This window comes from Actinoplanes sp. CA-252034 (assembly GCF_050956125.1).
GTDB lineage: Bacteria > Actinomycetota > Actinomycetes > Mycobacteriales > Micromonosporaceae > Actinoplanes.
This window is the reverse complement of record NZ_CP191846.1, coordinates 10,494,144-10,521,118: the sequence shown is the minus strand read 5'-3', so window position 1 is coordinate 10,521,118 and position 26,975 is coordinate 10,494,144. Positions and strand designations below refer to the sequence as shown.

Annotated in this window: 25 protein-coding genes and 1 tRNA gene; 10 read left to right on the top strand and 16 right to left on the bottom strand. The window is 70.3% G+C overall.

Annotated features, from left to right (window positions below; all coding sequences use genetic code 11):
* Window positions 1–2 precede the first annotated feature (2 nt).
* From ACQPZW_RS47680 to ACQPZW_RS47625, 12 genes are all read right to left on the bottom strand, one after another.
* A complete protein-coding gene (locus ACQPZW_RS47680) occupies window positions 3–1,631 on the bottom strand; it encodes a DUF2334 domain-containing protein (RefSeq protein ID WP_433792563.1) in 1,629 nt (542 codons plus the stop codon).
* Window positions 1,631–2,812, bottom strand: coding sequence for a non-hydrolyzing UDP-N-acetylglucosamine 2-epimerase (wecB, locus tag ACQPZW_RS47675; RefSeq protein ID WP_433792562.1), 1,182 nt, complete (start codon window positions 2,810–2,812; stop codon window positions 1,631–1,633). The genes ACQPZW_RS47680 and wecB overlap by 1 nt, the downstream gene beginning before the upstream one ends.
* Before the next feature lie 46 nt (window positions 2,813–2,858).
* The gene (locus ACQPZW_RS47670; RefSeq protein ID WP_433792561.1) at window positions 2,859–4,187 is read right to left on the bottom strand and encodes a glycosyltransferase; all 1,329 of its coding nucleotides are present in this window, start codon (window positions 4,185–4,187) and stop codon (window positions 2,859–2,861) included.
* Window positions 4,188–4,465: 278 nt separating this feature from the next.
* Window positions 4,466–5,215, bottom strand: coding sequence for a hypothetical protein (locus ACQPZW_RS47665; protein WP_433792560.1), 750 nt, complete (start codon window positions 5,213–5,215; stop codon window positions 4,466–4,468).
* Window positions 5,216–5,338: 123 nt separating this feature from the next.
* A complete protein-coding gene (locus ACQPZW_RS47660) occupies window positions 5,339–5,965 on the bottom strand; it encodes a GTP-binding protein (RefSeq protein WP_433792559.1) in 627 nt (208 codons plus the stop codon).
* Window positions 5,943–6,404: a DUF742 domain-containing protein gene (locus ACQPZW_RS47655; RefSeq protein WP_433792558.1), complete on the bottom strand. Its 462-nt coding sequence runs from the start codon at window positions 6,402–6,404 to the stop codon at window positions 5,943–5,945. Before ACQPZW_RS47655 ends, ACQPZW_RS47660 begins: the two co-directional genes overlap by 23 nt.
* A complete protein-coding gene (locus ACQPZW_RS47650; RefSeq protein WP_360973815.1) occupies window positions 6,401–6,847 on the bottom strand; it encodes a roadblock/LC7 domain-containing protein in 447 nt (148 codons plus the stop codon). Before ACQPZW_RS47650 ends, ACQPZW_RS47655 begins: the two co-directional genes overlap by 4 nt.
* Window positions 6,844–9,828, bottom strand: coding sequence for a nitrate- and nitrite sensing domain-containing protein (locus ACQPZW_RS47645; protein WP_433792557.1), 2,985 nt, complete (start codon window positions 9,826–9,828; stop codon window positions 6,844–6,846). The genes ACQPZW_RS47650 and ACQPZW_RS47645 overlap by 4 nt, the downstream gene beginning before the upstream one ends.
* Window positions 9,829–9,830: 2 nt before the next feature.
* The gene (locus tag ACQPZW_RS47640; RefSeq protein ID WP_433792556.1) at window positions 9,831–10,931 is read right to left on the bottom strand and encodes a hypothetical protein; all 1,101 of its coding nucleotides are present in this window, start codon (window positions 10,929–10,931) and stop codon (window positions 9,831–9,833) included.
* Window positions 10,932–11,353: 422 nt separating this feature from the next.
* Entirely contained in the window at window positions 11,354–13,024 is a 1,671-nt protein-coding gene (locus tag ACQPZW_RS47635) for a DUF885 domain-containing protein (RefSeq protein ID WP_433792555.1), read from the bottom strand.
* Window positions 13,025–13,045: 21 nt separating this feature from the next.
* Entirely contained in the window at window positions 13,046–14,107 is a 1,062-nt protein-coding gene (locus ACQPZW_RS47630; protein WP_433792554.1) for a PHP domain-containing protein, read from the bottom strand.
* A 16-nt stretch (window positions 14,108–14,123) separates the two neighbouring features.
* The gene (locus ACQPZW_RS47625; protein WP_433792553.1) at window positions 14,124–14,999 is read right to left on the bottom strand and encodes a DUF4034 domain-containing protein; all 876 of its coding nucleotides are present in this window, start codon (window positions 14,997–14,999) and stop codon (window positions 14,124–14,126) included.
* 171 nt (window positions 15,000–15,170) lie between these two features.
* Here ACQPZW_RS47625 and ACQPZW_RS47620 point away from each other — a divergent pair, with 171 nt between their 5' ends.
* From ACQPZW_RS47620 to mtnA, 3 genes are read left to right on the top strand one after another with little or no spacing between them, the layout of a single operon-like run.
* The gene (locus ACQPZW_RS47620) at window positions 15,171–15,542 is read left to right on the top strand and encodes a hypothetical protein (protein ID WP_433792552.1); all 372 of its coding nucleotides are present in this window, start codon (window positions 15,171–15,173) and stop codon (window positions 15,540–15,542) included.
* A complete protein-coding gene (locus ACQPZW_RS47615) occupies window positions 15,428–17,017 on the top strand; it encodes a M48 family metalloprotease (RefSeq protein WP_433792551.1) in 1,590 nt (529 codons plus the stop codon). The genes ACQPZW_RS47620 and ACQPZW_RS47615 overlap by 115 nt, the downstream gene beginning before the upstream one ends.
* Window positions 17,018–17,019: 2 nt before the next feature.
* Complete coding sequence (mtnA, locus tag ACQPZW_RS47610; RefSeq protein WP_433792550.1) at window positions 17,020–17,982, top strand: S-methyl-5-thioribose-1-phosphate isomerase; 963 nt, start codon at window positions 17,020–17,022, stop codon at window positions 17,980–17,982.
* On the opposite strand, the gene ACQPZW_RS47605 is transcribed toward mtnA, so the two are convergent.
* Genes ACQPZW_RS47605 through ACQPZW_RS47595 form a run of 3 tightly spaced genes read right to left on the bottom strand, consistent with a single transcriptional unit; the run spans window position 17,979 to window position 20,311 of the window.
* Window positions 17,979–18,551, bottom strand: a complete 573-nt coding sequence (locus ACQPZW_RS47605; protein WP_433792549.1) for a DinB family protein — start codon at window positions 18,549–18,551, stop codon at window positions 17,979–17,981. The genes mtnA and ACQPZW_RS47605 overlap by 4 nt on opposite strands.
* Before the next feature lie 40 nt (window positions 18,552–18,591).
* Window positions 18,592–19,536 (bottom strand): prephenate dehydrogenase, encoded by a 945-nt coding sequence (locus tag ACQPZW_RS47600; protein WP_433792548.1) that lies wholly within the window; start codon window positions 19,534–19,536, stop codon window positions 18,592–18,594.
* A 10-nt stretch (window positions 19,537–19,546) separates the two neighbouring features.
* Window positions 19,547–20,311, bottom strand: coding sequence for a M23 family metallopeptidase (locus ACQPZW_RS47595; protein ID WP_433792547.1), 765 nt, complete (start codon window positions 20,309–20,311; stop codon window positions 19,547–19,549).
* 84 nt (window positions 20,312–20,395) lie between these two features.
* On the opposite strand from ACQPZW_RS47595, the gene ACQPZW_RS47590 reads away from it, so the two are divergent.
* From ACQPZW_RS47590 to ACQPZW_RS47580, 3 genes are all read left to right on the top strand, one after another.
* Window positions 20,396–20,794, top strand: a complete 399-nt coding sequence (locus ACQPZW_RS47590; protein ID WP_433792546.1) for a hypothetical protein — start codon at window positions 20,396–20,398, stop codon at window positions 20,792–20,794.
* Between the two features lie 363 nt (window positions 20,795–21,157).
* Window positions 21,158–21,661 carry a tRNA adenosine deaminase-associated protein gene (locus tag ACQPZW_RS47585; protein WP_433792545.1) on the top strand — a complete coding sequence of 168 codons (504 nt, stop codon included), beginning with the start codon at window positions 21,158–21,160 and terminating at the stop codon, window positions 21,659–21,661.
* A gap of 26 nt (window positions 21,662–21,687) precedes the next feature.
* Complete coding sequence (locus tag ACQPZW_RS47580; RefSeq protein ID WP_433797864.1) at window positions 21,688–22,104, top strand: nucleoside deaminase; 417 nt, start codon at window positions 21,688–21,690, stop codon at window positions 22,102–22,104.
* Between the two features lie 109 nt (window positions 22,105–22,213).
* On the opposite strand, the gene deoD is transcribed toward ACQPZW_RS47580, so the two are convergent.
* Window positions 22,214–22,927 carry a purine-nucleoside phosphorylase gene (gene deoD / locus ACQPZW_RS47575; RefSeq protein ID WP_433792544.1) on the bottom strand — a complete coding sequence of 238 codons (714 nt, stop codon included), beginning with the start codon at window positions 22,925–22,927 and terminating at the stop codon, window positions 22,214–22,216.
* 115 nt (window positions 22,928–23,042) lie between these two features.
* Here deoD and ACQPZW_RS47570 point away from each other — a divergent pair.
* The 4 genes from ACQPZW_RS47570 (at window position 23,043) to ACQPZW_RS47555 (ending at window position 26,784) form a co-directional block, all read left to right on the top strand.
* Window positions 23,043–23,132, top strand: a tRNA-Ser gene (locus ACQPZW_RS47570).
* A 344-nt stretch (window positions 23,133–23,476) separates the two neighbouring features.
* Window positions 23,477–23,686, top strand: coding sequence for a hypothetical protein (locus tag ACQPZW_RS47565; RefSeq protein ID WP_093622410.1), 210 nt, complete (start codon window positions 23,477–23,479; stop codon window positions 23,684–23,686).
* A 185-nt stretch (window positions 23,687–23,871) separates the two neighbouring features.
* Window positions 23,872–24,213, top strand: a complete 342-nt coding sequence (locus ACQPZW_RS47560) for an STAS domain-containing protein (RefSeq protein ID WP_433792543.1) — start codon at window positions 23,872–23,874, stop codon at window positions 24,211–24,213.
* Window positions 24,214–24,321: 108 nt separating this feature from the next.
* Window positions 24,322–26,784, top strand: a complete 2,463-nt coding sequence (locus ACQPZW_RS47555; protein WP_433792542.1) for a hypothetical protein — start codon at window positions 24,322–24,324, stop codon at window positions 26,782–26,784.
* Window positions 26,785–26,975: the final 191 nt, after the last annotated feature.

The window sequence follows — 26,975 nt, the reverse complement described above, 5'->3', positions numbered from 1 at the left end:
CATCAGCCGTTCAGCATGGTCTCGGCGTTCACGAAGGTGTACCCGGCCTTGATGATGCCCGGAATCAGCTGCTTGAGGTAGTCCGTGCCGAGATACCCGTGGTAGAACAGGCTCGCCACGCCGTCCCGGATCACCAGGTTGCGCTCGGCGCTGGCGATCAGGTCGGCCGGCAGCCGCGACGGGTGCCCGTTGTAGGCGTCCGGCTCCACGTTGCCGATGTTCTCCGGCACCACGACCGAGCCGTAGACGTCGCGGACCGTGTACGGGAAGAACTGGCCGAACTGGCGGGCGTAGTCGTACTTGGCACCGGTCAGCACGCCCGGGAAGTAGAGGCCCCGGTCGTAGCGCTTGCCGAAGAGCGTGTTCGCCGCCTGGTAGTCGGCCGGGCTGGCCGCGTAGTGCGGGAACTCGAAGATCTTCGGGGTGCCGAGACCGGTGGCCGCGAAGACCGCGCCGGAGGCGACCATCCGTGCGGTGGCCCAGGCGACCGAGTCCTCCTTCACCGGGCCGTCGTAGATCACCCGGTCGTTGCCGTCGACGTGCGCCGTGAAGAACTCGAAGTCGTTCGCGCTCACCCCGTCGTACGGGTTGGCCACCGAGCCGTACTGGTGGGTGTAGCCGTGCATCAGCAGCGTGCCGCCCTTGGCCTGCATGTACTTCAGGGCGGCCACCACCAGCGGCTTCTTCGCCAGCGTGTAGTCCTCGGCCTTGCCGCCGTTCAGGGCGCCCTTCGGGTCCCGGTAACGGGGGTAGACGGCGACGCTGAACGGCACCTTCTGCGACGACAGGTAGTCGGCGATCGCCTTCAGCTCGTCCGGGTCCGAGTCCGGGCCGATGTCCTCGATCCGGATCAGGGCCCGGTGCCGCTCCTTGGTCTTCGGGGCGAGGGCGTCGAAGAGCAGGTCCGCGAAGATCAGGTAGCGGTCGTCGTGGGTGACGTACGAGAACGGGATCTCGCCGATGTAGGTCAGGTTGCCGGACCGCACCGCCCAGGGCAGCGTCGACCCGTCGGCGCGCTTCGCGGCGGCCAGCGTGGTGACCTTCGACGCGTCCGAGACGGTCAGGTTCATCAGGCCCGACTTGTTGTCGGCGCCACGGGTCAGCGAGCGGCCCTTGTAGGACACCTCGGCCACGTCGGCGAAGTCGTAGAGACCGCTGGTGAAGCCGAACTTCGCGGCGAAGCCGTCCAGTTTGGTCAGCTGCCACACGTTGTCGCGGACCCAGACGACCGGCTTCGTGGTGGCGGCGACGTCGGCCAGGAACGCGGCCGGCAGCGGCTCGTCGTAGGTCGAGCCCAGGTAGATCAGCGCCGAGTAGGCGGCCAGGTCACCGGACTTGTAGCCGGTCACCGGGGCGGCCGTCCACGAGCCGAAGTGCGAGCTCAGGTTCGCGACCTGGGTGGCGTAGACCTCGCCCAGCCAGCCGTAGTCGCCCGTGGTGTCGTACAGCACCAGGGTCTTGGCGGTGCCCCCGCCGGGAGCCGCCTTGCCGGTCCTGCCCGCCCCGGTCGCGGCGGTGGTGTTGGCGGTGGCGGCGTCCGCCTCCATGGTGCTGAAACCGACCGCGGCGACCGCGGCCGCGGCGGCGCCGGCGACGAGGACGTTGCGGCGAGAGACGATGGCGGTACGCATCAGGCGACGGCTCCGGACGTGAGGGCGGACGGGGCGACGGGCATGGACTCGGGGAAACTCGCGAGACCGAGGAGGGCGGCGGTGGCCTGGGCGGTGCGCTGCGCGGCGAGACCGTCGCCGTACGGGTTCCCGCCGGCCGTCATCGCGTCCCGGCGCGCCCGGCTGTCCAGCAGCAGCGACGCCTCCGACACGATCAGCTGCGGGTCCGAGCCGACCAGCTTGGCGCAGCCCGCGTGCAGCGACTCGACCCGCTCGGTCACGTCCCGCAGCACCAGCGCCGGCACCCCGAACGACGGGGCCTCCTCCTGGATGCCACCCGAGTCGGTGAGCACCAGGTAGGCCTCGGAGAGCAGGCGGGCCAGATCCGGGTAGGGCAGCGGGTCGGTGACGGTCACCCGCTCCACCCCGGCCAGGGCGGCGTCCACCTGCTCGCGGACCGCCGGGTTGGGGTGGCTCGGCAGGATCACGTCGATGTCGTCGTAGCGGGCGACCAGCTCCTTGACCGCGGACAGGATCCGGTCCAGCGGCTCACCCCACGACTCACGGCGGTGCGCGGTCACCAGGACCAGGCGATTCGTGCTGCTCGCCCGGGCCGCGGCCACGGCGGCGTTCTCGAACGGCAGCTTGCGGGCGGCCACCGCGAGCGTCGCGTCGACCACGGTGTTGCCGGTGATCAGCACGTCGGTCACCGGGATCTTCTCGTCCAGCAGGTTCATCGCGGCCAGCGGCGTCGGCGCCAGGTGCAGGGCGGCGACCTGGGCGACCAGGCGGCGGTTGCCCTCCTCCGGGAACGGCGACTCCAGGTCGCCGGAGCGCAGGCCGGCCTCCAGGTGGACGACCGGGATACGCCGCCAGAACGCGGCCAGGGCGCCGGCCAGGCTCGTGGTGGTGTCACCCTGCACGATCACGGCGGCCGGGGTGCGTACCGACCAGAGCTCGTCCAGCTCCCGGATCATCGCGGTGAGCAGCTCGGCCTGGCTGCCGGTCTCCCGCTCGACCTGGAGGGTGATGTCCGGCTCCAGGTCGAAGGCGGCGAGGGCCTGGGTGACCATCGTCGGGTGCTGACCGCTGGCCAGCAGGATCGGGGTGAGCAGGCCGGCCTCACGCAGGGCGAGGGCGACGGGGGCGAGCTTGACGGCTTCCGGGCGGGTGCCGCCGACGAGGTGGACTTCACGAGACACGGGGGGAGCCTTTTCTCTCGTTCGGTGAAGGGGGAGGGGGTGTGGATCAGGCGGGGACGGCGAGGGGTTCTTCGACGAGGCGCTCGGTCTTGGCCCAGGCCTGGCGGCCGCTGGCCTGCCGGCCGAGAGCGCGATAGGTGGCGGCGAGACCGAGGACCAGGAAGGCGGGGTACGCGAGAGCGGCGGTCAGCATCCGGGGCATGCCCTCGTCGCCGTGCTTGCGTTTGTGCACCAGAGCCCAGAGCACGCCGGGGAAGGTCGTGACTGCGAGCCAGACACCCAGGCTCTCGGCCAGCGCGGCCCAGGTCGGGATGAAGACGATCGGGTGACCGACCAGCAGGCCGCCCAGTCCGGCGATCCCGGTGCCGATGAGCAGCACCGTGACGATCGCGTTGGCCCACGGCGAGAGCAGGTAGTGGAGCATCTCGGCCAGCGCGATCCGGGCCACCCGCGGCGACTCGAAGAGCCTGCCCAGGTAGCGGGCGCACTGCATGTTGCCCTGCGCCCAGCGGGTGCGCTGGCGGGTCAGGCGCCGGACGTCGACGACCGCCTGCTGGGTCACCGAGGCACGGGAGGTGTAGCGGATCCCGACGCCGTTCAGGTGCATCCGCAGGCCGAGCTCCATGTCCTCGACGAGGCAGCTGGACCACGGGGCGGTGCCGAGCGTCTGCAGCGTGGAGAGGCGGCTGAACTGGCCGTTGCCACCGAGGCCGACGGTGTCCAGGGCGTCGCGCATGTTCTGGCAGGCGTCGACGATCGCGCCGAACTCCAGGTCCTGCACGGCGCCGAGAAGACGGTTGCGGTTGCGGATGCGTACCTGCACCTGCGCCGCGCCGACCCGCTCGTCGCGCATCAGCCGGGACACCTCGACCAGGATGTTCTCGCTGCCCTGACCGTCGCCGTCGATGATGCCGACGACCACCTTCTCCGGGGCCATGCCGGCCTGGGCGGTCAGCATCGAGATGTGCCGGTACGCGGCGTTCAGCGCCTCGCCCTTGCCCTGGCGGGCCTCCGGCAGTTCCCGCCGCATGATGTGCAGCCGCGGGTGATCGATGGCGGCCAGCACCTCGGGAGTGCGGTCGTCCGAGCCGTCGTCGACCACGAGCACCCGGGACAGGGTGCCGGCCGGGCCGCGCAGATTGAGGGCCGCGCCGACCGTGTTGGCGACGACGGCCTCCTCGTTCAGGGCCGGGACGATGATCCAGAAGTGTTCCGGCCGGCCGTTGCCACCGGCCAGCGAGCGGTTGACGACCTTGGCGCGGTGCGTGCCGTGGTAGCGGAGTGCGAACCAGACCAGGACCACCGTGGTGATCGGCCAGGCCAGCAGGACCGCGTAACCGGCGACCGCGAACTGCCAGCTGTCCGACGCGGTCATCGGAACCTCCCCCGTAGTCGTCACCGTCCGTGCATTTGCCCTGGACGTATTAGGACATTAGGGAACTACCGAGCGTCACTCAAGGGCGATCATCGGAACGGAGGAGGAGACCGGCTAAAAGGGCGAACCCAGACATCTCAGACTGCGTTCAGCAGGCGAAACCGGGCGCGTTCAGCACCATTTCCGGCATATGGGGTCGGCTCCAGCCCGGAGTCGGGCGAGCACTGAGAGTGACTTAGCGGGGCGTACCGAGATGGCTACTTTGAGTGATGCTGAAGCTACTGCGGGCCGTCCAGCAGGGTGGGATCGCTACGCAGCATCGCCGCCAGCCGGCGGGCCGCCATCTCGGTCTCCTCCGGGCGCTCCACCTTCAGCGGGATCGGCTCGGGAAGCGGCTCCGGGAAACCGGGCTGTTGCGGCTCGGCGTGCTGCGGGGGATACGCCTGTGCGTACGGATGCGGCTCGGTGTAGCCCTGTTGGGCGGCCGCATAGGGGTGCGGCGGGACCGGCGGCGGTGGAGTCGGCGCGAACGGGTGCGGCGTCGTGTTGCCCTGCTCGGCATATCCCGCCGGCTGCTCATACCCGAAGGCCTGCTCATGCCGGTTGGTGACGAACGGCTGCTCGGCGGTGGTGGGCTCGGCATAGTCAAAATCGGTCGTCGGGCCGAACCGGTCCTGATCGTCGCGGCTCGCCCGGGGCGGCGCGGGAGGCTCCTCGGCCGGCTCGTCGACGTCGATCTCGAAGTCGGCATGCCTCGGCGCGGCCTCGGTGGCACGTGCCGCGACCGCGTTGTCGGCGGTCACCTGGACCACGCCGTCGGCCATCGCGAAATGGAGCAGCACCGGATCACCGGCGCCCTCGACGCCGACCGTTACCGTCATCTGAGGGTTGCGCGAGACCACACCCGCGATCGCCTCGACCAGCTCGGTGACCGCCGGCGGAGTGCCGCCGCCCTCTCCGGCGGCCCTGCGCCTCAGCTCGTCCCGTCGGGCGAGCTTGTCGAGCGCGTCGTCCAGTCCGCCTCGCACGTCACCGTCCTCTTTCCTACGCGGTCGCCCGGTACCCCAACTGTGCCCCTCCGTGGGCCGATTTGGGAACCGCTCCGCTCCGGCTTCCGTGGGAAACCGTCACCGGGCGACCAGGACCACACCCTACGACTTCATCCGAATGGCCTTGTCGAGAGCCTGGTCCAGCACCACGAGCAGAGCGTCCCGCACCGAAGCACGGAACCGCGCATCGAAGGATATGACCGGCACGTCTTCACGCACCGCGAGGGCCCACCGCACCTCCTCGACGCTGTAGCTCAGCTGTCCGTTGAAGGTGTTGATGCCGACCACGAACGGCAGGCCGGCCCGCTCGAAGTAGTCGACCGCCGGATAGCAGTCGTCTATTCGGTTGGTGTCGACCACGACCAGCGCGCCCAGAGCGCCCTTGACCAGGTCGTCCCACATGAAGGCGAAGCGGGTCTGGCCCGGCGTGCCGAAGATGTAGAGCTTCAGCGTCTGGTCGATGGTGAGGACACCGAAGTCCATCGCGACCGTCGTGCCGGTCTTCATCGTGGCCTGGCCGGGATTGTCGATGCCGACCGACTCCGAGGTCATCTCGGCCTCGGTGGTGAGCGGCGAGATCTCGGAGATGGCGCCCACGGTGGTCGTCTTGCCGACCCCGAAGCCGCCGGCCACGATGATCTTGACCGGGACCGGCGCCTTCTTGGGCGCCGGAGCGCCGGGTATGCGCGCGGTACCGACGACGCGGTTAGCTGATGGATCGAAGTCCACGGATCACTCGCATGATGGTGTCGGGGTCAGGTGTGTCGTTGTCCAGCACATGGACGTCGAGCTGGCCGGTGGCGCGGAGGTCGCCGACCAGGATTCGGGTGACGCCCAGGTGCAGACGCAGGCGTGCAGAGATCTCGGCAACCGAGATCGGGCTCTCCTCGCAGAGAGCCACGATCGCCCTGGTCTCCGGTGAGAGCCGGGACGGTGGCGCGCCTTGCACCAGCGTCACCTGAGTCTCCATACCGATGTCGGGGTCGCCTCCATCGGTCCGCCCGGACGTGATGACGAACGGGCGCAGCGTATTGGTCGATGTCTCGACCGGCGGTTGTTCCCCGGTAGGGGTGTAACCACCGGTCGAGTGCTTGGGACCGGATTGCAGGAAGGGCCGGACTCCGGGTCGCGCCGGAGGTACCGGTTCGTCGGGGTCCGGGTAGGTCACTGCTGGACTGCGTTCTTCAACTCGGCGATCAGGCGCGGGCTCAGGGCGCCGCCGGCGCGGGTGGCGAAGAGCGTCATCTCGTACGCCAGGGTGCCCAGGTTGGCCGAGCGGTCCGCGATCACGCCCAGCACCGAGCCGGTGCTGATCGCGGTGACCAGCAGATACCCGTCCGCCATGTCGATGATGACCCGGTTCAGCGCGCCGAGACGGTACCAACTGGCGGCACCGCCGGCGAGGCTGGTCAGGCCGGAGACGACGGCCGCGAGTCGTTCGGCGTTGGGCCGGTCCTTGATCGCCGACATGGCCATCAGCAGGCCGTCCGAGGAGACGGCGATGGCCTCGATCACACCCGCGGTGCCGGAGGTGAACGAGTCAAGCAGCCAGTTGAAGGTTTTGGCTTCAGCGCTGAGCTGACTTTGCGCGGGGGAGTAAGGGGAAGTCATCGCGGTTGTCCCTCGTGTTGTGGCTGACTTTCATTCAGTGCGAGTGCGACTCCGTACTCGAACTGATCCATGAGAGCCCGTGCGGCTTCGGGGTCCAGCGTGGACGGGGCCGGCGGGGTGATCGGTTGATGCATCTCGTCACGCGGAAGGGTTGCTCCCGGCACGCGACGGGTCAGCGGTGCGCCACCGTTCGAGGACGGGGGCGCGGGCGGGGGCGGCGCCGGGGTCTCCCACCGCGGAGCCTCCCACTGCGGTGTCTCCCACTGCGGGGCGGGCGGCGGCGAGACCGGGGCCGGGGCCGCGGCTTCCCAGCTGGGGGCGGAGAAGTCCGGCACCGGGATCGACACGCTCGTGTCATGGGCGCGGATGACACCGGCCTCGAAGGCGTCGAAAGCTGCCCGGGCAGCCAGGGCGTCGTCCTGCGACTTCGGCGCGGCCAGCTGGTGCGGCGTGCTCTCGGCCGGGAGCTGGCTGCCGGGAACCCGACGGCGCAGGGGAGCGCCGTTACCGTTGCGCTGCGGCTCCGGCGCGACCGGAGGCGCCGGCGGGGCGACCGGGATCTCCGGGGCGGCCGGTGCCGGGACGTTCCAGCTCGGCTGCACGGCGGCCTCGGTGCTCCAGCTGGGCTGGCCCGGGGGCAGCTCGGGCAGGGCGGCCGGAACCCGACCGGCGACCGGGGTGCCCAGGTCGTACGACTGGACCGGCTCCGGGTAGCTGCCGGCCGACGGGAAGGCCGGCTCCTGGTACGGCACACCCGGCGAGTACACCGGCTCGGCGTCGTAGACCGGCTGTCCCGCGTACGGGTCCGCGGGAGCGCTGCCGAGCGCCGGTGTCCCGGCCGGGCCGAACGCGTTCCACGAGGTGCCGGCCTCGACGACCTGGGTGGCACGGCTGAGCTTCGCCGGGTCGAACGGCTGCTGGCTGCCCGGCACCGAACGGACGGCGGAGCTGGCGATCGCGACCTCGGTGGTGTTGCCGCGCAGCGCCCCGGAGTAGGCGGGCGCCATCGGGTACTCGGCGGCCTGGATCTGCGGCGGCACCGGGGCGCCCGGGAAGGCGCCGACCGGGGTCGTCGCCGGGTAGGCCGCCGGCGCGATCGGGGTGAGGTTCTCCACCCGCGAGATCAGGTGTGACGGGCTCAGGTCCACCCACGCGGTCAGACCGCCGTCCGGCGTGTCGGTCAGGGTCACCTCGATGCCGTGCCGGCGGGCGAGCCGGCCGACCACGAAGAGACCCAGAACCTCGGTGGGCGCCAGGTCGAGGCGCTCACGGCGGGTCAGTCGCGCATTTTCCTCGGCCAGACGCTCGGGTGCGAGGCCCAGGCCGTGGTCGATGATCGCGAGGCGGGCGCCGCCACGCAGCTCGTCGGCGCTGACCGTCACGTTGGTGTGCGGCGGGGAGAACGTGGTGGCGTTCTCCAGCAGCTCGGCCAGGAGCAGCGTCAGGTCGGCCAGGACGGCCGGCACCACGACGATCTCCTCGGGGATGTCCACCTCGACACGGGTGTAGTCCTCGATCTCACCCAGGGCGAGACGGACGACGTCGGAGAGGCCCAGCGGCGCCATGTGCTCGTTCGCGCCGGCGCCACCGGAGAGCACGACCAGCGCGGACGCGTTCCGGCGCAGACGGCTGGACATGTGGTCCAGACGGTAGAGCTCGCGGAGGCGGTCGCTGTCGGTCTCCTTGCGCTCCAGCGTGTCGATCAGCGACAGCTGGCGGCCGACCAGGTTCTGGGTACGACGACCGACGTGGCCGAACATCTGGGCGACGTTACGCCGGCCGTCCACCTGGCGCTGCACCAGCCGGGCGGCGGTGGTCTGCACGCGGTCGAAGGCTCGGGCCAGGTCACCGATCTCGTCCTGGGCCTCGACGTCGACCGGGTCCAGGCGGATCGGGCGTACCTGGGCCTCGGCCTCGTCGTCGGCCACCCGCTCGAGCTCGGCCTCGGCGGCACGGGCGATGCGGTCGGCCGAGGTGGTCAGGCGCCGCAGCGGCCGGGCGACCGCGCGGGCCATCAGGATCGACAGCGTGATCACCAGGATGAGCAGCAGGAACGCGCCACCACCGATGAGCACCGACTGCTGGATGGCGCTCGACCGGTTGGTCGCCACGGAGAGGCCCACGTCCTGCGCCACGCGCTTCTCGACGAAGCTACCGAGGATGGTCACCGACTCCAGTGACGGGAACAGCTGCTTGATCTTGAGGTCTTTCAGCGCCAGCGCGGGGTTGGTCTCCAGCGCGGCGGTGAACTTGGGGCCCACGCGCGCGGTGAACGCCTGCTGGGTGCTCAGGTACAGCTTGTACTGGGCGTCGGTGAAGTAGACCCGGGACGACGTGATGATCGACTGGATCTGGGCGAACGTCGAGGTGAACTGGCTCAGCAGCAGCGCCGCGTCCTGCGGGCTGCGGTCGCCGGCGACGACCGCGGTCGCCAGCCAGCACGACGCCTGGCTGATCAGGTCGTCGGAGCGCATGGCGCGGTCCAGGGCGTAGACCTGCTGACCGACGGCCGTGGTCAGGTCGGCGCCGGTGGACAGGCCGAGGCCCTCGATCAGCGGGTTGATCGCGCTGGTGAAGTCCTCGATCACGGTCGGCGGCTTGATCGAGCGGTTCAGCACGTTCTGCCGGGTGCTGTTCAGCTTGGCCGCGCCGGCGATGGCCCGGCGCAGCGGGGTCGGCGCGTCCTCGTCGTCGGCGAGGTGCGCCACCGAGTCGGCGGCCTCGGCGCTCTGGAGCACCAGGGTCGGGCGGTCGACCAGGCCGAGCAGATAGCCGACCGAGAGCAGGCGCTCCTCCTGCAGCTCGATCAGCGTCGCGCTGACCTGGGTGGCCCGCTCGACGGTGTCCGCGGTCTCCTGGGCGGTGGAGGCCGCGTCGATGCGTTCGTAGATGACCGGAATGGCCAGGCCGACGACGCCGAGCAGCGGCACGAGGATCAGCAGGGCGAGCTTGCCCAGGATGCGGAACTTTCCGAATAGCACGTTTATCGCTCCCAGGCCGGCGTGCCGCCGAATCCGCCTCCGGCGAAGCCGGGCGGGTTGTCGCCCTGGACCGAGACGTCGCGGCCTGCCTCGGCGGCCGACGCGCGGCCGGCCCGGACGGTACGGACACTGGTCCAGAAGGCGGCGGCGATCAGCAGCACGATCGCGACGACGAGCAGCACCCAGGCCTCGGCGCGGCGGTACGCGAGCTCGTCGTTGCGCTCGTCGAGCAGGGTCGACATCTCCTTGAGCAGGACCGTGGCCAGCGCCTTGAGGGCGTTGGTCAGGGTGCTCTGCGCGGTCACCAGGATGGAGACGTCCGGGGTGTCGCCGAGGTTGGCGCCACGGTTGGCGGCCTCGACACCGCGACGGAACGAGTCCAGGTTGTTGACCGTGTTGCTGGCGAGGGTCGAGCTCTCGGTGTCCTCGGCGGCGGCCTGCAGGTGGTCGGTCAGCTCGGCGACGGACTCCTGAACGGCCATGATCTCGGCGCCGAACTGGACCGCGAGCGTGGCCCGCTGCTGGTTCTTCGCGGCGGCGAGCATGTTCGCCAGGTCGCCCATCCGGCTGACGTGGGTGACCGCCTCCGGCATGTTGACCGTGACGGTCTCCTGCAGATACCAGATGTCGCTCTGCGCGTCCTGGTTCAGCTTCGAGTTCTCCCGGACCTCGTTGTAGAGCTCCAGCGCGAGGTCGCCGACCTCGACGTGCGCCTGGTAGACCTCCTCGGCGGTGCCGCTGAGACCGGTCAGGCGCCCGACCTTCTCCTTCAGCCCCGCCCACCGGCTGGTGGTGTCGAGCTCCCCGCCGAGCTTCTCGTCGACGCCCTGCACGCGGGCGACCGCGGCGGTCAGCGAGGCCGGCTCGTCGGTGACGCCCTGCATCGCCGAGGACTGCGACTCGGCGAGCGCGCTGACCAGCGGCGCCAACTCGACCAGATACTCGATGCCCTTTTGCTTGAGGGCGGTTTCGTCCCGCTGAGTGGTGTTCTCATTCAGGACGCGCAGAAACAGGACTGCGGTCGGCAGCACGACGAGGACCGTCAGCACCACCGCGAGGGCGGAGCGTAAACGGGATCGCCGGCTGTTCACCGAGACTGACATTGCTTTAGTCCTCCGCCATGCACACGCGATGGGCCAGTGGGGGGGCTACTGAGAGTAGCCATGCGGGCGCACCGATCCGGGTCAATCTATCCGAGAAATCCTCAGAAAACCCCTTTCCAAGGGTCAGAGTTCGCTCGGCTGATCGGGGGATACGCGGCACTCCCGACTTCGCTGTACGAGCGGCCACGCTGCAGTCCACGCGGTTTTCGGGCCAAGAGGGAGGTGCCGCCGGAGATCGTATCCGTCGCCCCGGTGAGACGTGAATATGAGTTCTACTTCGGATTTGTTACGTCTCGGCGACTTGTCATTCACTAAACGTGCCTGCGTGCTCGCCCTGCGGAATAATTGAACGCAGAGTTACCGACCCGATACAGAAAAGCGGGCCCCTCCGACCGGTTTCGGTACGGAGAGACCCGAATGACTCAAATCCTGGCCAGTGCCTTACGAAGCGGATCGAGGCCGAGTGAGCCCAGGTTCAGAGCGTCGCGGTGGAAGGACTTGAGGTCGAAATCACTTCCTTTGCGGGCCTTTGCCTCGTCGCGGGCCTGCAGCCAGATGCGCTCGCCGACCTTGTACGACGGCGCCTGCCCCGGCCACCCGAGGTACCGCTTCCACTCGAACCGCAGCACGTCCTCCTGCATCCGGCAGTGCCCCCGCAGGAACTCCCAGCCCAGCTCCGGAGTCCATCGCTCACCCGGGTGGAAACCGAACGGATTGTCACGGGGGATCTCGAGCTCGAGGTGCATGCCGATGTCGACGATCACCCGGGCCGCCCGCAGCGACTGGCCGTCGAGCATGCCCAGCCGGTCACCCGGATCACCCAGGTAGCCGAGCTCGTCCATCAGGCGCTCGGCGTACAACGCCCAGCCCTCGCCGTGCCCGGAGGACCAGCAGAGCAGCCGCTGCCAGCGGTTGAGCGTGTCGGCCCGCAGCAGCGTCTGGCTGACCTGCAGGTGATGGCCCGGCACACCCTCGTGGAAGACGGTGGTGACCTCACGCCACGTGGAGAACTTCTCCTGCGACTCCGGCACCGCCCACCACATCCGGCCCGGCCGGGAGAAGTCCTCGCTGGGCCCGGTGTAGTAGATGCCGCCGTCGCTGGTCGGCGTCAGGCAGCACTCCAGCTTGAGGGCCGGCGGCTCGATGTCGAAGTGCGTGCCGTTCAGCTCGGTGATCGCCCGGTCGGAGAGGGCCTGCATCCAGTCCCGGAAGGCCTCCTTGCCGGCGATGGTGCGGGCCGGGTCGGCGTCCAGCGCGGCCACCGCCGCGTCGATCGAGGCGCCCGAGCCGGCGATCTGCGCCGACACCGCCCGCATCTCCCGCTCCAGCCGGTCCAGCTCGGCGAAGCCCCAGAGGTACGTCTCCTGCAGGTCCACCTTGGCGCCGAGGAAGTACTGGGAGGCCAGCGTGTACCGCTCCAGGCCGGCCGCCTCCTTCTCCCGGCCCAGCGGCGCGAGCTCGGCCCGCAGGAACGTCCCGAACTCGGCGGTCGCGGCGGTGGCCGCCTCCGCCCCGCGCCGTAGCTCGGCGGCGAGAGCGCCGGAGGCCTGCAGACGGCCGGCGAGCGTGTTGAAGAAGTCGTCGCGGGCCGGATCGGTCCACGCCTCGCACTGCTCGGCCACGGCCAGCAACTGCTGGCGTGCGCTGACCCGGCCCTCGGCGGCACCCTCCAGCAGGGTCCGCCGATACTGCTCGAGCGCCCGGGGGAACGCCTTCAGCCGGGTGGTGATGTTGGCGACCGCCTCCTCACCCTCGGTCGGCATCACGTCGAGCACCATGCGCAGCTCGTGCAGCCCGCTGGTGATGACGCTGACGTCGGTGCTGACGTAGCCCGCGTCGTACTGCGCCAACTGGAGGCCGAGGCGCTCCATCATGGCGTCCTTGGCGACCTGCTCGGACTCGTGCTCGGGCTCGGTCAGGTCGAGCTCGGTGACGGTCCGGCGGATCAGCTCGGCCTGCGCCGCGAAGCCCTCCGGTGAGAGGTCGTCGGTCTGGTCGTCGTAGCCGGTTATGCCGGCCGCGGTGGCGCCCGTCGGGTTCAGGGGGGCCCATTCGTCGACGTAGCGGTTCGCGAGTTCGTCAATTCGTCCCACAGGTGCCGACCCTACGGGACGTCATCGGTGTGACGCGGTCCACCGGGTGAGGCGTTCGGCGGTCCACGTGTTCACGATCCGGTCGGCCGGCACGCCGCACAGGGCGGCTCGCTCGCATCCGAAATCCAGCCAGTCCAGCTGGCCCGGGGCGTGCGCGTCGGTGTCGACGGTGAAGTGGCACCCGGCCTCACGGGCGACGGTGAGCATCCGCTTCGGCGGGTCGAGCCGATCCGGCCGCGAGTTGATCTCGATGGCCTTGTCGTGCTCCAGCACCGCGGAGACGACCTTCTCCAGGTCGAAGTCACTGGGCGGCCGGGTCCGCGCCTTTCGGTGGGCGGCGTCGCCCTCACCGGCCACCGACACCTTGCGGCCGGTCATGTGGCCGAGGACGTCCAGATGCGGGTTGGCGATCGCGGTCACCATCCGCCGGGTCATCCGCGCCGAGTCGTCCCGCAGCCTGCTGTGCACCGAGCCGACGACCAGATCGAGCCGGGCCAGCAGCTCGTCCTCCTGATCGAGGCCGCCGTCCTCCAGGATGTCCACCTCGATGCCGGTGAGGATGCGGAAGCCGTCGGGCAGCGCCTCGTTGAGCCGGGCCACGTGGTCGAGTTGCTTGCGCAACCGGTCGGCGGTCAGCCCCCGCGCCACGGTGAGTCGCGGCGAATGGTCGGTGAGCACGAAATACTCGTGACCTAGGTCGGCCGCGGCCAGCGCCATCTCCTCGATCGGCGACCCGCCGTCGGACCAGTCGGAGTGCACGTGGCAGTCGCCGCGCAGCGCCGCCCGGATCGCGGCGGCCTCGGCCGGCAGATCGGCGCCCTCGGTCGCGGTGATCCGGCGCAGATAGACCGGCTCCTCCCCGGCCAGCGACTCGGTCACGCAGCGGGCCGTGACCTCGCCGACGCCGGCCATCTTCGCCAGCGTGCCGGCCTCGGCCCGGGCCACCAGCTCGTCGTGCGGCGTCTTCGCGACCACCGCGGCGGCCGACCGGAACGCGCGCACCCGATAGGTCGCCTCGTTGGCCCGCTCCAGCAGAAACGCGATGCGCCGTAGATCAGCGACCGGATCACGAGGCGTGGGCATGCCGTCAGCCTAGGTGTCAGCGGCCGAAGGCGTAGGCGTCCTTGCGGGCGTCGACGAATCTCCTGGCCGGGTTGCCGCTGCTGATGTAGTGCCACGGGTACTGCGTGACGTGGTCGCCGATCATGTCGAAGACCCGCGCCGCCCAGGCGAACTCACCGGCCATGTAGAGCAGCATGGCGAGCCCGTTGGCCCGTGCCGGCCAGCCGAAGACCGGCCGGAAGGCCACGTTGAGCACCGAGTGCTGGGCGGCGACGACCAGATCCTGCCGTGCGGCCGGGCTCTGGATGTGCGCCCGGTCCTCACCGGAGGGCAGACGCGCCCAGTACTCCAGGTGGGCGTCGACCATCAGCGTCGGCAACAGTCCACCCGGGGTGGACCGGGCGAGGGCCTCCCGGGCGAAGGCGAACATCTCGGCGTGGCTGCCGAACCACTTGTCACAGAGATACTGAAGCCGCTGCTGGTGGGCGATCAGATGCTCCGGCGCATGCTTGACGACCGCGTTGAACCGGGCCGCCGCCTCGTCCCGCCCGACCTGCGAGCCCCGTGCCGAGAGGGTCAGCCAGGTCCACGCCGTGGTGTCGGCCGGGTCTCGCTCGGTCACCTCCAGCAGGCACTTCTCGGCGAAGGCGAGCCGCTCGAAGAACCCGGCGAACTGCTCCTGCGACGTGCTCTCCGCGTACGCCGAACCGCGCGCCTCCCAGGCCCAGGAGACCCCGCGGCAGCCCTGGATCAGCAGCGGCAGCGTCGAGCCGGGCTCGTCGGCGACCCACCGGCCGATCCAGTCCTGCACACCGGGGACGTCACTGGCGAAGTCCATCAGATAGGCGCGCCCGTCCGGGTCGGGCAGCGACGCGAAGACACCACGGACGGTCTCCCGGTCCTGAGTGGTCAACGCGTTGATCAGAGCCCGGGCCCGTGGGTCACCGTGCGTGGGGTCGATTTCCGGTACCCGCGAGAACGGCCACATGTGTTGATCTTATTGGTCTTGCCCAGCGGATATCGAGATCGGTACGGTCCGACGGCCGCTCGATCGGGCGGCCGCACGGGGGAGGAACGAACGGTCATGTCAACCGCGCTGCGCGCCGCCGTCTCGGTGGCCATGCTGGTCGGGTTCTATGTGCTCGGCCTGCTCCAGCTGGCCCTGGTCGGCTGGCTGCTCTACGAGATCTGGACACACATGCACGGCGCCGGGGCGGCCAAGCTGAGCTGGCTGCTGCTGGCCGCGGTCGGCGCGGTGCTCGTCGGCCTCTGGAAGGCGATCCGCGCTCAGCCGGGTGAGCCGGAGGGCCTGCTCCTGCGCCCCGAGCAGGCGCCCGACCTGTGGCGTACGGTCCGCGAGATGGCCGCCGAGGCGGGCACCCGGCCCCCGACGAGATCCGACTGGTCCCCGAGGTCAACGCCGCCGTCAGCGAGGACACCAAAGCGCTCGGCCTGATCGGCGGCACCCGCCGGCTCTACCTCGGCATGCCGCTGCTGCAGACCTTCACCGTCGACCAGCTGCGCTCGGTGCTCGCCCACGAGCTCGGCCACTACTCCGGCTCGCACACCCGGCTCTCCGCGGTCGCGTACCGCGGCCGGGTGGCCATGCACGAGACGCTCGGCCGGGTCGGCCGGTGGAACGTGTTCGGCTGGGTGTTCAAGGGCTACGGCCTGCTCTACCTGCTGGTCAGCAATGCCGTGACCCGGCGGCAGGAGTTCGAGGCGGACCAGGTCTCGGTGCGGGTGGCCGGTGTCGACGCGGCGGTCAGCGCCATGCGGGAGCTGCCGGTCGTCGACGCCGCCTGGGACTTCTACTTCGGAAGGTACGTCGCCTACGGCTGGGAGCACGGCTACGCCCCGGACGACATCTTCGGCGGATTCGGGCAGCTCTACGCGGCGCGTACCGAGGAGCTGGCCCGGCTGCGTGACGCGGAGCCGGACACCGAGACGTCGCGCTGGGACACCCACCCGGCGATCGGGGTGCGGATCGAGGCCATGCGGGCCCTGCCCCCGGCGGCGCACGCTTCCGACCGGCGTCCCGCCTCCGCCCTGCTGCCGCAGCTCGACGGCGCCGGACTCGCCCTGCAGGCGGCCGTCGTCGACTTCGGCCCGCGAACCGTGCTGCCCTGGACCGACTTCACCGCCGCGTCGATCATCGCGGTCCAGCAGCGCCGCGCCGACCGGGTGTTCCGTTCGGCCGCCCGCCGGCTCGGCGTCCAGGAGGCCGGGCTCGCCGAGATCTTCGACCTGGTCGCGAGCGGCCGGCTGGGCGAGCTGGCCGGCGAGCTCTTCCCGGACGCCGGCCGCGACGAGGCCGCGGCCGCGTTCGCCGACCCGATGGACGACCTGATCACGCTGGCCGCCGTGCGCTCCGGCGCGGCTCGCTGGCAGCACTCCTGGTCGGCCCCGGCCCGGCTGATCGACGGCGACGGCCGGCCGGTCGACTACGCCGAGATCGCCAAGCTGGCCGTCTCCCCGGCGACCGTCGGCGAGGCCCGTCAGCGGCTCGCCGCGAGCGGCATCCACGTCGAGGCGGTCCGGGTGGTCGAGGCCAAGGCGACCGCGAGCGGCGCCGACGTCATCGGCGCGATGGCCAACGTCAAGGTCGACGAGCAGGAGCACGACCTGATCCTGCTGGACCGCGGCTTCCTCTTCGTGCCCGCGCCGAAGAGCAGCAGCGAGGGCGAGAAGCGGCTGCAGGAGCTGCTCTCCAACAACGACCCGGCGGTCCTGGCACAGCACTACCGGTTCGTGGCGTACGAGGAGGTGACCGCGACCCGGATCACCAAGGCCGTCCCGATCAACGCCGAGCTGGACCTGCACGGCGGCGCCACGGTGTCCATCAAGGAGCGCTGGGCCAGTGACCAGCTCGGCAAGAGCCGGGACACCCTGGAGGCCGTGCTCAACCGGATCAACGGACGGGCGGAGTGATCGTGCGGACCATCGACTGGGTCGACGGGGCCGTCGAGATCATCGATCAGACCGCCCTGCCGGGTGAGGAGCGGCTGCTGCGGCTGCACACCGTGGGAGAGCTGGTCGCGGCGATCCAGTCGCTGGCGGTCCGCGGCGCGCCGGCACTGGGCGTGGCCGGAGCGTTCGGTGTCGCGCTGGCGGCCCGGATCCACGTCGACGATCCGGTGGCGCTCGCGGTGGCCGTACAGAAGGTGGAGACCGCGCGCCCGACGGCGGTGAACCTGGCCCGCGGCGCGCAACGGGCCGCCGTCCTGATCCCGCACGGGCCGGAGGCCGTCCTCGCCGAGGCGTGCGCCGTGCGGGACGAGGAGATCGCCGCCTCCGAGGCGATGGCCCGGCTCGGCGCCGACCTGGTCGCCGAGCTGTGCGGCGCCCGGCCCCGGCTGCTCACCCACTGCAACACCGGGGCGCTCGCCGCGGTGACCGTCGGCACCGCCCTCGGCGTGGTGGGCGAGCTGCACCGGCGCGGCCGGCTGGCCGGGGTGATCGCCAGCGAGACCCGGCCGCTGCTGCAGGGCGCCCGGCTCACCTCGTGGGAGCTGACCCGCTGGGGCGTCGAGCACCGGGTCGCCGTCGACTCGGCCGGGCCGTTCCTGATGGCCCGCGGGGAGGTGGACGCCGTGATCCTCGGCGCCGACCGGATCTGCGCCAACGGCGACGTGATCAACAAGATCGGGACGTACGCGCACGCTCTCGGCGCGCGGCGGGCCGGCATCCCGTTCGTGGTGGTCGCGCCGGAGTCGACGGTCGACCGGGACACGGCGTCCGGCGCGCAGGTGGAGATCGAGGACCGCGGTCCGGCCGAGGTCACCGCCTGGAGCGAGGCGGCGAACCCGGCCTTCGACATCACCCCGTTCGACCTGGTCACCGCGATCGTCACGGACCGCCGGGTGATCCGCGTGGACCGGGGCGAGAAGCCTTAGCCCACCGGCTTCCAGGGCTTCATCCAGGGAGACTCCGGCCATCCTTCGGCGGCGGCCATCAGTGGGTACGCGGTGGCGCCGTCGACGGTCTCCCGGATGACGTCGGCGTGCCCCGTGTGCCGCGCGGTCTCCTGGATCAGGTGCAGCAGCACCCAGCGCAGCGACCAGGCGTCGTACTCCTTGGGGTTCCACGGCACCGAGTGGTCGATCGGCACCGGATGGTCGAGGTCTGCGATGTCCCGGACCGTCTTCTCGGTCGCCTCGGCCACCCGGTCGTACATCGCGAACAGTTCCTCGACGGTCTCGTCGTCGCCGAGCACGAAGTTGCGCTCGTAGGCGCCGTAGTCGACCGGCTGCTGCTCGCCGCGGACCGTCGCCATCCAGCCCTCCTCGGTGGTGGCGACGTGCTTGATCAGGCCGGCGACGCTGAGGGCGCTGGCGCTCGGCGTGGCCCGCAACTGCTCGGGGGTGAGCCCGTACGCGGTCAACTTGATCACGTGACGCATGTGGGCGAGGTAGGCGAGCAGACCGTCCTGCTCGTCGGTGACGGGGCGGACCTGACCGGGCATCGAAGACTCCCTGCGGCTGGTGTCGTGAACACCCCTAACGCTAGGGAAGGAAGCGGTCAGTTTCTGGCCGCTTTCCGACAAGTTCGGTGCCGTTCACCGCGGTCACCCATCCGCCTGACCGGCCCAGCTCCAGAAGACGGTCGATATCCGCCGGAATCGTCTCGGTCGGCCCCGGCCGCGGAGGCCAGGCCCGCCGCAGCGCCGAAGCCGGCTGGAGCAGGGGCACCAGAGCCTCCACCGGATCGGCCCGCTCCAGCGCCGCGCCCATCCTCGTCAACTCGCCGATCAGCCGGGCCAGCTCGTCGCGGACCGCGTCCCGGTTGCCGCCGCACATCGCCGCGGTCAGCTCGGCACGGGTCGCCGCCACCCGGGTGCCGTCTCGGAACGACCCCGCGCCGAGAGCTCCGGCCAGCGGGCTCGCGCCGAGCTGACCGGCCAGGACGGCGGCGAAGAGGTGTGGCACGTGACTGACCTGCGCCACCGTGGTGTCGTGCTCGGCCGCGGTCACCGGGACCACCCGCGCGCCCATCCCGGTGAGCAATCCGGCCAGCAGCAGCCAGTCGCCGAGATCGGTCCCGTGCGGCTCCAGGCACAACACCCAGGCACAACCCTCGAACAACCCGGCCTCGGACGCCGCGAAACCGGACGTCTCCCTACCCGCCATCGGATGCCCGCCGACGAACCGCCGGCCCGCCAACAGGTCCCTGACGGGACCCTTCACCGACGTCACATCGGTCACCAGGCCGCCATATCCGTCCAGGTCAGCAACCACTTCCGGCAGAATCGGCAGGGGTACGGCCAGAGCTGCCACAGCACAGCCGGCAACCGCCTCGCGAACCCCGTCGGCCACCCGGAACCCGGCTTCCCGGGCCAGGTCACGGGTCGACGGATCGGCGTCGAAGCCCACCACGTCGTGCCCGGCCGCCGCGAGCGCCCGCAGCAGCGATCCGCCGATCAGTCCCAGCCCGATGACCGCAATACGCACAGCGCCGACTCTAGGCCTTGCAGGCGTTCTCCTTCGCCCAGGTGCCGACCGTGGCCACCGGGCTCTTCTGGCCGCCCTTACGCCACGACGCGAGATAGGTGTACGGCCAGACCACGCCGCGCCGCACCTTCCAGTCGCCGGTCCTCGCGCACGGCGGCGAGATGCCGTAGTGCAGGTGGCAGACACCGCTGGAGTTGCCGGTCTTGCCGGTCATGCCGAGCAGCTGCCCCGCCTTGACCCGGACGCCGGCCTTGATGCCGGACTGCACCTTGCTCAGGTGCGAGCCGTAGTAGCGGACCCCGTCGTCGCCCTCGATCGACACCGACAGGCCGCCGTTGTTCGGGCCGTCCGGGTTCCCCTCGACGTAGCGGTCGGTGAGGCTGATCTCCAGAACCGTGCCGCTCGTGGTGGCCACGAACCGTTGACCGCAGTCGACGAAGATATCGGTCGCCGGGTATTTCGAGTGCGTGTTGCTCCAGTCCGCGTTCGACGCGTCGACCGGGAACACATACTTCACCGAGGCCGCCCGGGTGCTCTCGGACGCGCTCGGCTTCGGCTTCGCCTTGGCGCTCGCGCTCGGGCTCAGGCTGGGGCTCGCCGCCGCGGACGCCGGTGGAGCGGCGCTCGTCGCGGCCGACTCGGTGGTCGCCGACTGCGTCGCCGGATCCACGAACTGCGGGGTGGTGGCCGGCGCGGCCGACCCGCCGGCGCCGCCGCAGCCGGCAAGGCAGACGGCCGCGATCGTCAGACCGGAGAGGGTACGGAGTAGTCGCACCGCGCCATCCTGGCAGAAGACCCGAGATCCCGCCGACCGTGCGATGGCTAGGCTGGCAGAGCGAACACGCTGAGGAGGAGTGGAATGGCAGACCGTCAGGTTTCGTGGCCAGCGGCCGCACCACCGCCGCCCGGCTACGTGCCGCCGCGTGATCTCCCGCCGCCCCCGATGTTCACCGGCCTGCCGCCCCGGCCGGTCTACCGGGAGCCGCACCCCGTCTCGGCCGGGCCGGTGATCAGCGGTCTGGCCGCCACGACGGTCTGGTTCGTGCTGTTCGGCAGCCTCGGCGACGGTCTCGGGTCGTATGCGTGGTGGACCATCGGCGCCGCCGTCGTCGCCTGGGCCGTCGCCGTGGTCCTGGCGCTTCTCGGCGACCGGGGTGTGGCGGTCGGCGTGGCCGTGGTGAGCGGGGTGGCGCTGTCCGTCGCCATGTTCTTCGTCACGCTGCACTGGATCACCGTCATGGACTGGCCGCTGTGGTGATTTCCGCCACTCGATGTGCCCTTCCGGTAGCCCTGAGCAGTGGGTCTGCCGACATGCTCATCGACCCTTGACTAACGCCGCGTGGCTGCCGCACTCTCGGTCGCATGGCCCCCTCGCCACCACGGCTGGACCCTGATCGCCGCCGTCGCCGCCTCGAGCTGCTGGCCGCTCTGGCCCAGGCGAAATCGACACGAGAGTCGATACCATCGTCCCGTCTGCGTGGCCTCCGGCTCCGTGAGTTGATCGCGACGCGCCGCCGTCCGGTGAACTGACTTCAGATCCGTCAAGGCGTGGCGCGATGCGCCCGCCGCCGCACCCGCTACCGTCAGGCGCTGAGAGACAAAAGTCGTGTTGGGGGAAATCGTGTCGATTTTCGCTGCCGCCGTCGCCCGCAGCAAGAACGGTTGGACGGCGTCGGAGCTGGACCTTTCGGGCCTGGCCGACATCGACGAGGTGGTGGACGCGCTCCGGGACACCGAGCCGGACGCCGACCTCGCGTTGTTGTTCGTCGAGAGCGACGACGAGTACCTCGCCATCCTGCGCCTGGACGAGGGTGAGGACCTGCGGGTCTTCAGCTCGGACTCGGGCTTCGCCGAGGAGTCGCGGATCGGATCCGTGCTGCTCGGCGAGATCGAGGCGCCGGCCCTCGGGCTGGACGACCTGGCCGTGGAGGACGACGAGGACAAGCCGGTCGACCCGGACGCCGACCCGGTCGGTGACGCCGAGTTGCTCGGCGACCTGGGCCTGGGCGGGCAGCGGCTGCTCGCCCTGTGCGCCATGGAGGGCATGCTGCCGTCCGACGTCACCGCCGAGATCTGCCAGAAGATCGGGTGCGGCGACGAGATGGAGGAGCTGCGCGAGGCGTGATACGCCGCCTGCAGCACGAGGAGTGGATGCGGCGGGCACTCGCCGTCGCGTCCACCTCACCCGAGGACGTCCCGGTCGGGGCGATCATCCTCGGCCCCGACGGCGACGAGCTGGCCGCCGCCGGGAACGAGCGGGAGCTGACCGGCGATCCGACCGGCCACGCCGAGGTGCTGGCGCTCCGCCGGGCCGCGGAGCGCCTGGGCACCTGGCGGCTGGCCGACTGCACCCTCGTGGTCACGCTGGAGCCGTGCACGATGTGCGCCGGGGCGCTGGTCCTGGCCCGGATCTCCACACTCGTCTTCGGCGCCTGGGAGCCCAAGACCGGCGCCGTCGGCTCCCTCTGGGACGTCGTCCGCGACACCCGCCTCAACCACCGCCCCGAGGTCTACGCCGGCGTCCTGGAACCCGAGTGCGCCGCCCTGATGCGCGACTTCTTCCGCTGACGTCCCGGCCCCGGTGGCCCGCACCCACCGATCCCTCGGTGATCCTCAGGCGGCCCTCCGACCCCCTCGGTGATCCTCAGGCGTCGGCCCAACGATCGTGCGGTGGTCCTCAGGCGTCGGCGATCGCGGTGTTGAGGCCGATCTTGACCATGTTGCTGAAGCCCTGCTCGCGCTGTGCCGAGTCCATCGCCTCGCCACGCTTGATGTGGTCGGAGACCGTCAGGATCGTCAGCGCCTTGGCCTTGTAGCGGGCGGCGATCGTGTAGATGGCCGCGGACTCCATCTCGACCGCGAGGACCCCGTAGTCGGCAAGGCTGTCGTAGAGGTCGGGGCGATCGGTGTAGAACGCGTCAGCGGCCAGGATCGGGCCGACGCGGATCGGGGTGCCCAGGGCGTCGGCCGCGTCGACGGCGGTGCGCAACAGACCGAAATCGGCGACCGGCGCGTAGTCGACCAGCCCGTCGAAGCGGGTGCGGTTCATGTTGGAGTCGGTCGCCGACCCGATCGCGGCGATCACGTCGCCGAGGTTCAGGTCCATGGCGAGGGCGCCGCAGGAGCCGATCCGGATCACGGACTTCACGCCGTAGTCGTTGATCAGCTCGTGGGTGTAGATGGACGCCGAGGGCATGCCCATGCCCGAGCCCTGCACCGAGACCCGCACGCCCTGCCAGGTGCCGGTGAAGCCGAGCATCCCCCGGACCTGGGTGTAACAGACCGCGTCCTCGAGGAACGTCTCGGCGATCCACTTGGCCCGCATCGGGTCGCCGGGCAGCAGCACCCGCTCGGCGATGTCGCCCGGCTTGCCGCCGATGTGCACGCTCATCTCAATCCTCCGTTTTCTGTGGCCAGAGCGTCGATCTTGCCAGGTCAACGGGGTCGCGCTGAGTTATGGGTGACCCCGCGACAAAGACGTTGCGGCGTCCGGTAACGTACTTCCCGGTGGTGTGTCCGAGTGGCCTAAGGAGCACGCCTCGAAAGCGTGTGAGGGTTTACGCCCTCCGCGGGTTCAAATCCCGCCGCCACCGCCATGAGAGAGCCCGATCCGGATGGATCGGGCTCTCTGGTTTTCGGCTCCCGTGCCTGTTACTGTCCGTGCCCGTCGGCCGGGTCCTCCGAGTGCCGGAGTGGAGGCTCGTCCGTTCGGGTGTTCTCCATGATCAGCGCCGCGGATGTAACGGTGGTGTTTCGTCCCAGCTCACGGCCAGGAATTACGCTGTGTAGCCGAACGAGGACGGCCCTAATACGTAGGGTGTTGCGCAAGTCACGCGGGCCAAATACACCGGATCAGACAATGTGGTTCCGACCGGGCGTCGAGACACTTTCGCATAATCGCCCTACGCAGATCTGTCGATGTCTGTCCTAGATTTGTCATGTGAGAGTTGAGCATCACTGGTGGAATGGCGACGTCCGGCTCGCGCGCCGGGACGTCTACGTCCGCACCGACGGCAGTCTCTGGGAGGTCGAGGCCCAGATGGGCGGCCCCGAGGGCAAGTCCAAGGTGCAGCAGTGCCCCGGCAAGGCATCAGCGATGATCCTGGCCGACGCGTGGCGTGGTCCACGCTGGCGGTGGCGCGAACTCTGAGGTCGCGCCAGGAGCCCCCCTCGGCTGCGCCGCAAATGCTTGACCGATCCCGGCCAGCCTCGAAAGGACCGGACCCCACACGGGGTCCGGTCCTTTCACGTTGGCTGACACACGTGCTGTCCGATGTGCGGAGATGATGAGGATCTAGGCTGAATCTCCATCGCACGGGTAGGAAGCCGATCATCATGCACGCAACAGTCACCGACCACCGGGCCGAAGTCGCGGTACTGCACCTCCGCGGCGAACTCGACGCCGACACCGCGGGTCAGTTGCATGCCACCCTGGCCGGCCTGCTGGAGAGACCCGTACCCCGCATCGTGGTCGATCTGACCGCCCTCAAGTTCTGCGACTCGATCGGGCTCAGCGCCTTCATCATCAGCAAGCAGGTGATCGCGTCGCGCGGTGGCTGGCTGAGCTTCGCCGGCGCCGACCCGTTCCTGGCCCAGTTACTGGAGACGGTCGGTCTGGGGCGTTATTTCGCGATCTTTCCTGAGGTGGATGACGCGATAGCGGCCGCACAGCTGTAAACGACGGGACGGGAGCGTCCGTTCCTTAGGACTGCAATAGGTGCTGGCCGGCGCCAATGGCAAGATCGCCGCGTGAATCGATGGCGCGGTGGCCGTACCACCAAATTCTTGATCGCTGCCGGGATGGCGGCGGTCGTCGCCGTGCCGAGCCTGCTGTTGACCCGGACCGCCGATGCCGCGACCGCGGCGCCCGCGAGGATGCCGGTCGACTCCGCCACCTGCGACGCCGTCGGACTGACCGGATTCGACACCCCCTCCGCCGGCGCCCTCGAGGAGGGCAGCTGTCGCAAGTTCGTCGTCACCGCATCCGGGTCCTACCTCGCCCGAGCCTCGGACGGCGACGACAAGACCCTTCCGAGCGCGGTCTACACCGGCGGCAACCTGATCTGCGCGGTCCTCTGGTGCGACCTCGGAGCGGGCACCTACTACCTGGTCGCCGACCCGGGCGAGCCCGAGCCGCGCACCGCGCCGTTCCGTGCCACCGTCGTCGACCTCTTCGGTGCCGGCTGCGAGAGCACCGCCGCCCAGGGATTCAGCGCCGCCTACCGGGGCGCCCTCGCCGGCCCGGGCGGGGTCCACTGCCAGACGCTGCCCGTGACGTCCGGCCGGTACCAGGTCACGCTGCCGCCCACCGCGAACCAGCCGCTCGTGCAACTCGTCCAGCCGCAGGACGCCCGCATGTGCGGCAACACGCCCGTCACCGGCGAACACGGCTGCGAGATCGTCATCCCGCAGGAGACCCGGATGATCGTGGTCTCCCAGGGCCTGCGGGACGGCGGCGAATACCGGCTCGCCCTTCAGCGGACCACCGGCCCGACAGGGTGCGCCGACATGGCACCCGGCGTGCCCGGCGCCCCCGGCAGCGTGACCGCCTCGCTCTCCGACACCGACTTCGTGACCTGCTTCGACCTGCCCCGCGGCGTCTCCGGCAGCCAGGAGATCCTCACCCTCGACCGGATCGAGGGCGATGGCACCGCGTCGCTGTCCGTTTACGACAGCTCGGGCAGGCTGACCTGCCGGAACAATGTGGCCGCCGACTACCAGCAGATCGGATGCCACCTCGGGGCCTCCGGGCATCTGGTGGTCGTGCGGTCGGCCGGTGGCTCCGGCACGTATCGGATCAGCCAGGTCACCGGCATCACCGCGAACTGCGCCACGCCTGCCTCGACCGCCTTCGGCGGCGCGGCCACCCCCGGCTCGATCGGTGGGTCCGGCGACCTGCGGTGCTACCGGGTGCCGGCCGACTCGTGGGTCGACGTCGCCGCCACCGGGGCCACCCCGACCGTTCGCTGGTTCGACGATCAGGGCGGACTGCACCCCTGCGAGACCCTTCCGTGCCTGGTGCGGTCCGCCGAGATCCTCGTGACCGGGGAGGAGCCCGTGTCGTACGAGCTCGACACCTGGGCGACCCCGCTGGACTGTGGGCAGATCACCGACAGCATCGCGTACGGCTTCGGCCCCGTGACCGGCACCTTCACCGCCGCGGATCGCGCGCACTGCGTCACCGTCCAGGTCGGCTCCCACGACGACTTCACGCTCACCGCGAAGAACGCCGTCCCCTGGATGATCAACGGCGACGACTCGATCGTCCGGTGCGCCGAGGCCGGGGCCGCCTGGACCTGCTCACCGAACCCGCCGCTGGGAAGCGGGCGCGCGCTGTTCGCCTTCGTCGCGGAAGGGCCCGGGCCGTACAGCGTCCAGGCCGACTGCGCCACCCTGCTCTGTAACGAGACGCAGTACTACATCGCGAGCGGCCCCGCCACCGCCGACCGCTACACCGTGATCACCGGGACCACGGCGACCCTCACGATCGTCGGCTCCGGCCTGCACCAGCAGGACACCGTCTGGCTGAGCAGGAACGGCACGAGACTGGTCCCGATCGTGATCCGTTCCGTCAACGCCGGCCGGAACCTCTACACCGCCGACATCGACCTCACCACCATCGCGCCCGGCGACTACGACATCGTGGGCACGTCGTTCAGCTCGCCGAGCCGGACCGGCACGGCCACCGGCCAGATCATCGTGCTGGCCCCGCAACTCGCGGTCACCGCCAAGCCGGCGATCGTCGGGCGGGCCGTCACCGGCGCCAAGCTGACCGTCAACGCCGGAACCTGGAGCCCGGCCGTGGACTGGTACGGCTACCAGTGGTCCGCGAACGGCACGAAGATCCAGGGGGCGATCGGCGGGTCGTACACCGTCCCCGCGTCCATGGTGGGCAAGCGCCTCACCGTGACGCTGACCGGCAACCGGGCCGACCACCGCAGCAACACCGCGACATCCGCGGCCGTCACCGTCGGATACGGCGCGGCGCCGAAGGCGAGCACCCGCCCGAAGATCACCGGAACGGTGAAGGCCCTGAAGACCGTGAGGGCCTCGGTCAGCATCTCGTCACCCAGGGCGACCTCTTATCGGTACGAGTGGCGCGTCAACGGCAAGCTGGTCGCCACGACGGCCTCGCTGAAGCTGAAGAAGACCTGGGCCGGCAAGAAGCTGGTCCTGACCGTGGTCGCCAAGCGAACCGGCCACTACGACGGCCGAGCCACCAGCGCCACCGTCAAGATCAAGAAGTGAAAGAGGCGAGGGCCGGCCCCGATCGGGAGCCGGCCCTCGCCCGCACTGTTTTCGATCCAGACAATAGACCCACCTCACCGGCCGTCGAGCACCGGGGCACAACGAGTGAAGGCCGGACCATCAGGTCCGGCCTTCAACATTCGCCCTGCTAGGCAGTGGCGAGGATACGAGATTCGAGCTCGTGAGGGTGT